Source organism: Microvirga tunisiensis, assembly GCF_009296175.1.
GTDB classification, from domain to species: domain Bacteria; phylum Pseudomonadota; class Alphaproteobacteria; order Rhizobiales; family Beijerinckiaceae; genus Microvirga; species Microvirga tunisiensis.
Genome location: NZ_VOSK01000055.1, coordinates 21,651 through 31,130, shown reverse-complemented (window position 1 = coordinate 31,130; position 9,480 = coordinate 21,651). Strand labels below are relative to the sequence as shown.

The following is a 9,480-nucleotide window of genomic DNA, read 5'->3' as shown; positions in this document are numbered from 1 at the left end:
CTCCTGATCGAGCCGGCTCATGCGCTCCTCCGTGTCGTCCCGTGACACGGTAGGTCGACTTCAACCGGAGGCGACATCTCGTAAATCTGGCCGTCGCCTTACTCACACATTCGCGCGTCGCGCTACACCTTCCGGACGAAGGGATCGCAGACACAGGAGATCACCGGCAAGTATGTGGTGGTCTGGGAGAAGGTCGGAAGCGAGTGGAAGCTCGCAACTGACATCTGGAACACGAACAAGTAGGCCGTGGCTTAATACCTGCTGCGTTACGCCAAGAGCGATCGCAAGGCACTTGCGCAGAGGCACTATGCTTAGCCGGAGCCATGGTAGCTGGATGGCGTTACCTTCTGTTCTGCATAAATGGAGGACACCATGTGCCACTATCGCGGATCATATGTGTCCGAGGACAGAGCTAAGGCTGAGGCTGATCGCAGGAGAGAGCTTGAGGCCAAACGCACCGAAGCCGTTAACAAGCTTTGGCACGAGGCCGATACGGCGGCTCAGAAGGCGCCATCGTCCCCAGCGACAGAGCCTGTTCCAGCAAAATAACTTGTCGGCTCTAGCTCCAAGAGGCGCAAAGCAGTTAAAGCGCACCACTCTTGCGGGGCATCCTGAGTCTTGTTGAACCTTGACTGAAGAATAGATAGATGAGCCTGAGCGTTCGTGTTCCAGGTGAGCAAGCTAAAATGCCGACACGAGCCGTTGCTCAACCAAAGGCGAGTCCATCCGACACAGGTCCAAGCTCAGTCTCACGGACAGTCGCCAAAGAGTAGCGAAAGAATAGCCCCTTCGTCGTCATGGATCTGGGATCACTCGTTGTCGCCATTTCCCAAAAAGGCTTTTACTGAACGTTACTTCAGAACATTGCCGCGGCCATACGGTCTTCAGAACTGTAAGTGACTGCCTCCGCGCCATGGTGTCTTCTAGGGTTGCGCATGAAACGGTACGGTCCGCTCTCGACGATGGTGGCGGTCGGCAAGTTCGTGGGGACGCTCGGACCGGCCCTAGTCATCGTAGCGATGGCCCAGGCGACCAGCGCCAAAGCGAGGACAAACACCATCGCGCCGGGCAAGCCTGCAGGCAGGGCCGCCGGCAGGAACGGCAAGGGCATGAGCCAGTCGAGCGCGAGCCCGGCAATGACGGCAAGTCCCCATGCAAGCGGTGACCGAATGATGGCTTGAGCCGTATCTGCCGTGTCACCCATGGCGAGACGGTGCCCAAGGTCCTTGTCTATGCTAAGTTGCACTACCCCTGAAAATACTTCCAAAGCTGCAAGAAACCGCGACATCGAAGATTCCGTCATCAATCTTTCTCTTGCCTCGTTTTCGGCAATTCACGCGTCAGTGCAGTTTCAATCTGCTCTGAAGTCCAACCCAGATCTGTTCGACAACAAGCGCTTCTTCGGCACGGTTCCTGGCCCTAAGCTTTCGGAAAATGTCGGTCACATTATCCTGAACCATCTTTTCTGTCACCGCTAGTTGCTCTCCAATCTCGCGATTGTTCAGCCCTTCGGAGATCAGGCACAGAGTACGTTTCTCGTACTCGGACAGAGGTGCCAGCGGGCTAGCCTTCGCCTGAGCATCATCCGACAGTATGCGGAGTGCGAGATTGGGAGAAATGAAAGACTCTCCAGCCTTCACACTTTTCACGGCCGTAATTAGATCCAGTGCATCCGTTCCCTTGAGAAGGTAGCCCACGGCACCTGCCTCAAGTGCGTGCGTCACGTCGTCTTCATCTCCCGAAACCGTCAGCATTACGACGCGAGTTGAGACTTCAAGATCGCGGATTGCACGCGCGGCTTCGATCCCGTTCCCAGGCATAGATATATCCAGCAAGATGAGATCCGGTGCATACATTCTTGTAAGCTCGACTGCATCTGCTGCTGAAGCACCCTCTGCCACGACCTTGATCGAATCATCAAGTGCAAGCGCTCGGACAACTCCTCTACGCAAGAGTGCGTGGTCATCTACCACAACAACACAGGTTTCTTCAGACATCTTGGCTCCCCTCCGCAACAACAACGCTCATTTCAACTCTGGTCCCCCCACTCGGGAGATGGCTCACCCTAAAAACACCGCCCAGACTTTCCACTCTTTCCCGCATCCCAAAGAGCCCTAAACCCGAGTCTGCCGACGCGTGGCCGCCGATTCCCATTCCCCCATCGTCCTGCACGACCATGTTCAGAACAGAGTCATCGAGTCTGCACGTTACCGCCTGGCCATTTCCGCCCGCATGGCGGAATGCATTGTTGAGCCCCTCCTGGAGGAACCGGTACACGCAAATTTTGATTCCATGGGTAAGAGGATGCGAAATGTCGCCGCAATGAATGGAAACCTTAGTTCCGGTACGCCGCTCGTGATTGGAAGTTACTCGTTTGATAACCTCCGGAAGGGGCAATCCTTCTATTTCAGGCAGCATCAGTCCCTTCGACATAATTCGGATGTCGCGAAGGGCCTCTGAAAGCATGGAATTCAGTAACTGCAACTCTTCTTCGTGTTTCGCGGGTGTCTGGGCGCGCCGGACGTGTTCCACGGTTAGGGCGGCTAAGCTGATGAGCTGCGCGGGACCATCGTGCAAGTCAGCACCAATCCTCCGCAGGTAGTTCTCAGTCAATTCGGCGACGCGACCAGAGGCTCTCTGAGCACGGTCCTTGAGGATATGGTTGTGTTGGGATGTATGCTCGATCTCCACCAATCGTTCGTGAAGCTGACGTTGTTGGAGGCGGATGAGCTTATTGCCCCGGTAGACGATTCCGAACAGACCGACCATGATGAGCGCGGTCGCCCCCACGACTGCGAGCCAGCTTTTAAGACGTAACCACCAGAGCTTCTCTTCGAGCGGTGCGGTGCTTTCATGAATCTCTGCAACGGCAACGACGCGACCGGAGCGTTCCTCCCGGATTGGGACATAGATCTCAAGGTACTTGCTTCTGATGTCCCTGACTCTGTGCTCAAGTGCGTTCAGGTCGGCATATTCTGCAGAAATGTCTCCTGCCAGGGCTGTGACCAGCCCGGGAGGGGGCTTAAATCTTCGACCAACCAAATTCGGTGTCGTCGAATAGACGATGAGCCCACCCTCCTTCCAAATCTCCAAGTGAGGGAATCGCTCCTTGAAGTGATCTGCTCGCAACAAGCGGTTCAACTCCGCGGTTTCATCGGCAGGAAGAAGCTCCTCGCTTGCCAAGCCTTGGATCATCGGTTCGAGAAAGCTGTCTATGAGGAGAGCCGTCGATGAGGCAGTGTTCTCCACCGTCGCCTTTGATACAATCTCGGTGGTGAAGAGGCCCGCAGCAATCATTGCAATTAGCATGATGACACTGCCTGTCAGTGCGAACTGGCGGGTCAGGCTCACCGTTGCCGGGATCGCGCTCCGGCGACGCATCCATGTCGATGGCGCCAACTCTAACATTCCTTACCCCGCTTGCAGCACTGAGGCACATGAAGGTAAACAGCAGTGAAGTTCCCTGCAATCGACGTTGGTCCAACAACGAGGCCGCGCCTTAGTCCAAAGGCGCGGCCCTCATCATGGCACGGCGGCCCGTTAGAGATCGCGAATACTCGGCCCTGCCCTTCAAAAATATTTCAAAAACAAGATGTTAGCCTAGTTAACCAATAATACAGAGGTGCTGATGCAGAGAGGTAGGGCTCGCTGTATCCGCGATATACCTCCACCGGAGTACTCCTTGAGATCGCGCTCCGTTCCGAGGCAAATGCACTGTTCTCTTTAGGTATCCGTTAGTATGAGTGTACGCTTTATGTGCCGGTTCCGGATCATCGCAACACGAAGGCGGACGAGAGCTTCTTTCGCAAGCAGCTGACGGGCTCGCGATACATGCTTAGAGCATTGTGACGGATAAACGCTGGGCCTGCAGCGCTATCAAGCGTGAGATCCTGTAAAACATTGAGCAGCGGCGAAGCCGCTGCAAGGTTTTGCACCAAACCACCCAAAGGCGTGAGTAACACATGAGGCGTTTCAAGTCGGCCCGAAATGCGAGCCATCGCTCCCCGCCTGGCGTTCAATCCGCAATCATTCTCAGTTTGCGGGACTATCTTGTCCGCCTGTGAATGACGCACTGCCCACGAGCATATTTTTATTACATGACGCGACTTAACTGTTGTTCACTTGTATTAACCTGAACCGACTTGGCGACTATTTTGTCCCCTCGACGTCACGCTGACATTGCCTCTCGCGCTGGCCGTTTCAATTCTTGCTCAAGTCAACGCAATGCAGCCAGTTCCTGTCACTTGCAGGTACACTCCCAGTAGGTTTGCCGGGAATAGGAGGCGCGAACTGCAGGGCGGTTTCGTCGCTAGCCTGCCACACCAAACCCTGAGAGCGGGCAAATAGGGCCGCTTCTACACGATTGCGGACTTGCAACTTACCTAGGATGCTTGTCACGTAGTATTTGACCGTACCCTCGTTGAGGTCGAGCTTGTTGCCGATCTCTCTGTTGCTAAGGCCCACGGCCAGCATCGATATGATTTGCTTTTCCCGCGGTGCTAGAGACTTGAGACGGTCCCCAGGCTTTTTCATTCCAGAACTGCCCTGACTGGCGCGCATCAAGAGCCTCCCAGCAAGCGTCGGTGAAATACAGCCTATGCCTTGGTCAAGCGACCGCACAGCATTGACCAGTTCAGGGCCGCTGGTACTCCTTGGAAGATATCGAGATAAACCCGCTGCTATGGCATCGCAGATCCGTTCTTCGTCAGAGCTGTCTGAAAGAACCAAAATTCTGACCGCTGGGTACTTCGACACGATTGCATCAAGGGCTTCGAAGCGGTCGTCCGGCAGGCTCACACCGACTACGATTACATCCAGTTCATTTTCCTGAATCAGTTGAATTGCATCTCCTATTGAGGCCGCGTGACCTAAGACTTCTATATCCGATTGAGCTTTGAGGGCATCCATCACCCCATCCAGGAAGAGAGATTGATCGTCAATAATACCGACTCTGATCGTCTTCGACCCAGGTCGAATTCCGTGCATCCGCTGAAGATGAGGGCGTCGGTCGGCTCATAGGCTCCGCCACTGCAGGCTTGGATGGAACTGACACTCTGACAAAGGGGCGCGGTCTCAAATCCGGTCACGTCGCGGCTCGGCAGATTCTGCTGCAAAACGAGGTCATGGGGCCCGCCGCGGGGCAGCGGCACGGCATGCCTGTATTCATCCATGGGCGGCATAGTCTTCGGTTTGAGCGGAGTGACGGGCGTGTTTGCCGCCAGCAGTGCCGTTCTCCCGCTGACCGCGCTCATCATCTTGGCTGGCATCCGGCTCCGCCCCGCTGCTACGATGGCTTAGATGCCGACGACGAACATCGTCGCACTACGTGCGTCGCACGATGTTCTCGCTTGCAGCCATGATCCCGACGGAGTGTAGCGAACCACCCCCTCCGCTTTGCTAGCGCCGCCAATTGACGAGGGCGACGCCAGCCAAAGCCATGATGCCGCCGATGGCACCGAGCTTGGTTGGCACTTCTCCAAGCCAGAGAAAGCCGAGAAGGGTCGCCACGGGCGGGACACAATACATGAAGTTCGATGCACGACTTGCCGGCAGGCGTGACAACGCGATGGCCCAGGTTCCATAGGCGACAAGGCTCGGGACGAGGCCAAGATAAATCACGGCTTGGACAGCCGCAGGTGGCGCGGCGGAGAACTGGGCCGCACCATTCGGAAGCCACGGCGCGAGAACAAGAGAGCCGAGCACCATGTTCCATGCTGAAACCGTCAGTGGCTTGTGCCGAGCGAAGAGGGGCTTCTGCACCACTGTGGTCACGGAGTTGCAGAGAGCGGCCCCGAGAATGAGCAACGCTCCGGTGTCGAGGCGTACCCCCTGCCCTTCGCCAAAAGCGATCAGACCAATGCCTGCGAACGACAGCGCCGTTCCGGCCCAGGCGCGGGAACTGAACCGCTCGCCCAGGATAAGCATCGCGAGACCGGCCGTCATGATCGGATTCGTGTTGATAATGAAGCTGGCTGCACCGGCCGAGACGGTCATCTCACCCATGTTGAGAAGGGCCGTATAGAGCGCCACGAACAGAAGGCCGCCGACTGCCAAGCGGACGAAATCCGAAAACGTCGGCCAAGCCGGGCGCGTGACGGCGAGAAAGAGCGCGGCCGGTACGGCAGCAACGGCAAACCGCAGGGCTCCAAGCTCGATTGGGCCGAAGGCCTGTAGCCCGGCGCGGATGGCCGGGAAAGCCGAAGCCCAGGCAAGAATCGTGACGATGACGGCAGCGGCAGTCACTCCGTCGATGGATTTGCTCTCAGGAGAACAGGCAGCACCGATGTTCATAGCGGAAACTCACAGGAGGAAAGTGGCATGTCCGACCATTCTGCGATCTGAGCTGATTGACAATCGAACAATTCGAGGATCAGCTGTGAGCATGAATCACAGCTCGTCATCTCTGCCGCCGCTGGATGCCCTGCGCGCCTTCGAGGCGGCTGCCCGCCTCGGCAGCTTCTCGGCTGCCGCGAACGATCTCCACCTCACCCACGGCGCCATCAGTCGTCAGGTGGCCAAGCTCGAACATTGGCTCGGTGAGAGGCTCTTCGACCGACAGGCCCGCGGCGTCGCTCTGACCCCGCAGGGACAGCGCCTTCACCAGCGGACGAGCGAGGCCTTCGCGCTGATCGCCGACAGCTCCGACCGCTGGATCGAGCGACGCGGCGCAGCAATCGTTCGCCTGACGTCGATTCCATCGGTCAGCAGCCTCTGGCTGATGCCGCGTTTGAAAATCTTCGAGGAGGGTGATCCCTCCTTGCGGATTGAATTCGTGGTCGAGCACCGCAACATCGATCTCGAGGCTGAGGGAATTGATCTGGCGATCCGCTGCGGTCGTGGATCTCTGCCGGGACGAGTTTCGGTGCGACTGTTTGAAGAGCAATGCTTCCCGATCGCTGCGCCTGCCCTGGCCAATTCGCTTGGGGTTGGCGCTCCCGAGCGTATTCTGAAATACCCGCTTGTGCATGATTCCGACGCATCGGGGTGGCGTACCTGGTTTGCTGCGCAAGGCTTGGACTACCGCCCACGCCCACAGGATCGCCGCTTCGAAGACTACAACCTCGTGCTCGACGCTGCCGCTCACGGCCTTGGCGTCGCTCTAGCCCGCCCACCTCTGGCCGGCGAGGCGCTGTGCACCGGGCATGTCGTCGCAGTTGATCCGCGAACAGTGCTTAATCCCGTCTCGTACTGGCTCGACCGGACCTCAGGCCGATTACGGCCGTCGGCAGCGGAACTTGCCCGGCGGATCATGGCGGAAGCCGGCTTGCCCAGCACTGCGGCCCAGGCATTCCTGAGCGCGAGGATGCTCTGATCGCACGCACGCTCCACGGTCTCAGTTCGCAATTCAAGAGCCGCAGTTTCTTGCCTGATCATCAAAGGAGGCATGTCTCGAGTCCCTCAACCGACCTCTGGAGCAATCAAGTTGGCGAAGTCATTCAGGATCTGCTCGCATTCTTCGAATTCGAAGTTGCAGGGCAGCTCAAGGCGTAATTCGCGGCCCTGAGCAAGAACCCGATCTCGATAAAGCGCATCGGGGATTTCATCCGCAAATCCAACCAGATCACGGGCGAGCAAAGTTCTTTGCTCGCCTTACGGCGCGAGCGTGCGTTCGCGTCGAGTATCCGCATACTCCATGTAGCAACGTCGCGCCTTCTCATCTGCCCGATCGAGTTCCCGCCGCTCAGCCCAGCCCGCGCGATAGGCATCGAGTTGGCGTAAATGAGCCACCCCGAAGTCATCGTCCCCTCACCTGTTGAAATGTTGCCGATCAGCAGATCGAAGCCGTTCTGCCCGACCTAAGTCACAGAATGGAGCGAGCCCCCTCCATACCAGGGCCGGTCGCACAATCCATCTGCATGAGGATGAAGACGTGGTCGACCGCAGCCTGTTGCCGACGTGATGACTGGATCGGGGACACCGGTGGAAGTTTCCTGCCGGGCACGGCATTGCGTGGGTTTTGACGTGATGGGATCGCCAGCGCTGTTGCAAAATATTCCTTCAGGCTACGGCCACGGCTTCGATCTCAAGCAGCTAGGCGTCGTCGAAAATTCCAGCAATCACAACCGTCAACGCTGTTTCTCGCCCGCCAAGAAACTCAATTCTTGTAGAGCGGTTGAGGTGGGTATACCGCCGATCGGCGAGATAGGTCCGGTGCATGACCAAGTTGTCGAGAGTCATTCCGGCTGCGGCAAGTTGCGCTTCAACATTCCTCCACGCAAGTCGGCATTGTGTTTCAAAGTCCGCAGGCACTGTACCGTCAGCCTCGACCGGAGTTTGACCGCTGATGAAAAGCATGCGCGTGTGGCCGGTCACCGCAAGCGCCTGAGAGTAGCCGGTTGTTGGCACGGGTGCGGCGTCGGCATTGATACGGCGGATTTGCATGGCAGTATCCTTGCTCCTGGGAAGCACAAGGCTGCACCACATCTTGCGTCTCGCTCAAACGATTGTTTCTGGACGATTGAATTAGATTTTCTAATCTCATCAAGGTGCAGGATAGGGAGATGAGTGCCATGAGTTACAGACTGCCACCGCTCACCGGGATAAAGGCCTTTGAAGCCGCTGGCCGCCATCTCAGCTTCAAACTGGCGGCTGAAGAGCTTTCGGTCACGCCAGGAGCCATCAGCCAACAGATCAAGCATCTTGAGCGGGCTCTAGGTTTTCCGCTGTTTCACCGTCTGCATCGCAGCCTCGTCCTCACGGGTCACGGCGAAGCCCTTCTGCCTGCCCTCAGCGATGCCTTCGAGCGCATGTCGACGGCCATGGACGCGGTCGCGAGCTCTCTTCCGACAAAGAGATTGCGACTCGGGGTTTCTCCGGATCTGACCGACGATCCCCACCGTCTGGTAGCGACATTGACGAAGACCGGACAAGCACCCGACTACCTTCAGGTGAGCTCGACGGACGATGTGGCAAGTCTCCTGAGCGGAGCGTTGGATGCCATCATGCGCCCTGGTCCCGGTCCGTACCCAGGGATGCATTCGGAGGTGCTGAACCTGCACCACGCATTCGCTCCCCGACACCGCGCCAGCCTGGTCGTTTGGCCAGGGCTCGCCAAATGTCGCGAGTTCCTGAAAGCGCGATCGCTGCTCAGTTCGCTGTGACGTTCAGCATCGTTCGAAATGGCTTTTCATAAAACCCTGTACGGCTCCGAGCACGCCTTTCACCTTCGACAATGGCCAGCTCTTCCATCTGCCTACCCTATCCTTTCAACGCAAAAATCCAGCCTTGATCTCATCGCGTTATGAATGAGCCAGAATCGATAGTGTCGGCGTCGTGATATCAGCAAAGCAAAGTTCGTTTGAGCCACCGACTTCGTTTGCTTCAGTCGCTGGAAACGCATGATCGTGCGCCCACGCGAAGCGCAGTATAAGTATGCATAAATTCGTCGATGTACCCGAGGCGTGGTGACTGTCCCGACAGGGCGACGGGACAGTGAGTTGATTGCTTGGCTCATTCGGCCGGTTGAACGCTGGCCCTGGC

Annotated in this window: 10 protein-coding genes; 2 read left to right on the top strand and 8 right to left on the bottom strand. The window is 57.3% G+C overall.

Features of this window, described 5'->3' with window-relative positions; genetic code table 11:
- Positions 1-856 precede the first annotated feature (856 nt).
- The 6 genes from FS320_RS15775 to FS320_RS15755 form a co-directional block, all read right to left on the bottom strand.
- Complete coding sequence (locus FS320_RS15775) at positions 857-1,288, bottom strand: methyltransferase (protein WP_210252206.1); 432 nt, start codon at positions 1,286-1,288, stop codon at positions 857-859.
- Positions 1,289-1,340: 52 nt separating this feature from the next.
- Positions 1,341-1,997, bottom strand: coding sequence for a response regulator (locus tag FS320_RS15770; RefSeq protein ID WP_152712805.1), 657 nt, complete (start codon positions 1,995-1,997; stop codon positions 1,341-1,343).
- Positions 1,990-3,351: a histidine kinase gene (locus FS320_RS15765; protein ID WP_162003328.1), complete on the bottom strand. Its 1,362-nt coding sequence runs from the start codon at positions 3,349-3,351 to the stop codon at positions 1,990-1,992. Before FS320_RS15765 ends, FS320_RS15770 begins: the two co-directional genes overlap by 8 nt.
- 849 nt (positions 3,352-4,200) lie before the next feature.
- Entirely contained in the window at positions 4,201-4,908 is a 708-nt protein-coding gene (locus tag FS320_RS15760; RefSeq protein ID WP_162003329.1) for a LuxR C-terminal-related transcriptional regulator, read from the bottom strand.
- Entirely contained in the window at positions 4,908-5,267 is a 360-nt protein-coding gene (locus tag FS320_RS45950; protein WP_162003330.1) for a hypothetical protein, read from the bottom strand. The genes FS320_RS15760 and FS320_RS45950 overlap by 1 nt, the downstream gene beginning before the upstream one ends.
- A 130-nt stretch (positions 5,268-5,397) precedes the next feature.
- On the bottom strand, positions 5,398-6,291 hold the full coding sequence (locus tag FS320_RS15755) for a DMT family transporter (protein ID WP_152712802.1): 894 nt from the start codon (positions 6,289-6,291) through the stop codon (positions 5,398-5,400).
- Between the two features lie 91 nt (positions 6,292-6,382).
- Here FS320_RS15755 and FS320_RS15750 point away from each other — a divergent pair, with 91 nt between their 5' ends.
- Complete coding sequence (locus FS320_RS15750) at positions 6,383-7,312, top strand: LysR substrate-binding domain-containing protein (RefSeq protein ID WP_152712801.1); 930 nt, start codon at positions 6,383-6,385, stop codon at positions 7,310-7,312.
- Between the two features lie 86 nt (positions 7,313-7,398).
- On the opposite strand, the gene FS320_RS45190 is transcribed toward FS320_RS15750, so the two are convergent.
- Together FS320_RS45190 and FS320_RS15745 are read right to left on the bottom strand one after the other, a co-directional pair.
- Complete coding sequence (locus FS320_RS45190; protein ID WP_153885311.1) at positions 7,399-7,575, bottom strand: hypothetical protein; 177 nt, start codon at positions 7,573-7,575, stop codon at positions 7,399-7,401.
- Between the two features lie 456 nt (positions 7,576-8,031).
- Complete coding sequence (locus tag FS320_RS15745) at positions 8,032-8,382, bottom strand: RidA family protein (protein WP_152712800.1); 351 nt, start codon at positions 8,380-8,382, stop codon at positions 8,032-8,034.
- 128 nt (positions 8,383-8,510) lie between these two features.
- On the opposite strand from FS320_RS15745, the gene FS320_RS15740 reads away from it, so the two are divergent.
- Positions 8,511-9,101 carry a LysR family transcriptional regulator gene (locus FS320_RS15740; protein ID WP_152712799.1) on the top strand — a complete coding sequence of 197 codons (591 nt, stop codon included), beginning with the start codon at positions 8,511-8,513 and terminating at the stop codon, positions 9,099-9,101.
- Positions 9,102-9,480 lie beyond the last annotated feature (379 nt).

Bases quoted from the DNA above. Each gene is read 5' to 3' on its own strand.
- FS320_RS15775 (WP_210252206.1), bottom strand. From the start codon at position 1,288: ATGTCGCGGTTTCTTGCAGCTTTGGAAGTATTTTCAGGGGTAGTGCAA.
- FS320_RS15770 (WP_152712805.1), bottom strand. From the start codon at position 1,997: ATGTCTGAAGAAACCTGTGTTGTTGTGGTAGATGACCACGCACTCTTG.
- FS320_RS15760 (WP_162003329.1), bottom strand. From the start codon at position 4,908: ATGGATGCCCTCAAAGCTCAATCGGATATAGAAGTCTTAGGTCACGCG.
- FS320_RS45950 (WP_162003330.1), bottom strand. From the start codon at position 5,267: ATGCCAGCCAAGATGATGAGCGCGGTCAGCGGGAGAACGGCACTGCTG.
- FS320_RS15755 (WP_152712802.1), bottom strand. From the start codon at position 6,291: ATGAACATCGGTGCTGCCTGTTCTCCTGAGAGCAAATCCATCGACGGA.
- FS320_RS15750 (WP_152712801.1), top strand. From the start codon at position 6,383: ATGAATCACAGCTCGTCATCTCTGCCGCCGCTGGATGCCCTGCGCGCC.
- FS320_RS15745 (WP_152712800.1), bottom strand. From the start codon at position 8,382: ATGCAAATCCGCCGTATCAATGCCGACGCCGCACCCGTGCCAACAACC.
- FS320_RS15740 (WP_152712799.1), top strand. From the start codon at position 8,511: ATGAGTTACAGACTGCCACCGCTCACCGGGATAAAGGCCTTTGAAGCC.